This is a genomic window from Hydrogenovibrio sp. 3SP14C1, assembly GCF_029625905.1.
GTDB lineage: Bacteria > Pseudomonadota > Gammaproteobacteria > Thiomicrospirales > Thiomicrospiraceae > Hydrogenovibrio.
Window position 1 is genome coordinate 1 of sequence record NZ_JARTLM010000093.1, and the last position, 277, is coordinate 277.

Annotated in this window: 1 protein-coding gene; it reads left to right on the plus strand. The window is 48.7% G+C overall.

Annotation, left to right across the window (positions count from 1 at the left end; all coding sequences use genetic code 11):
- Positions 1–124 precede the first annotated feature (124 nt).
- Positions 125–277, plus strand: a 153-nt coding sequence (pgk, locus tag P8629_RS11770; RefSeq protein ID WP_278166313.1) for a phosphoglycerate kinase, incomplete at its 3' end; no start/stop codon positions are given.

Sequence of the window (277 nt, forward strand, 5' to 3'; positions counted from 1 at the left end):
TGCGGATAATGTAGCTGCGTGTAAGGTGATGCACATCAAGCCCCGACAACGCGCGGCTTTACCATTGCGCAGGCTTGCCGCATAATTACCCCGATTTGTTTCATTCACCCACAAGGACACCGACATGGCTTTTTTGAAACTCACCGATCAAAACGTGCAAGGCAAAACTGTATTGATCCGTGCCGATATGAACGTGCCGTTTAAAGACGGTGCCATCAGTGACGATACCCGCATTCGCGCTTCTTTGGCTTCCATTCAATATTGTTTGGATAATGGC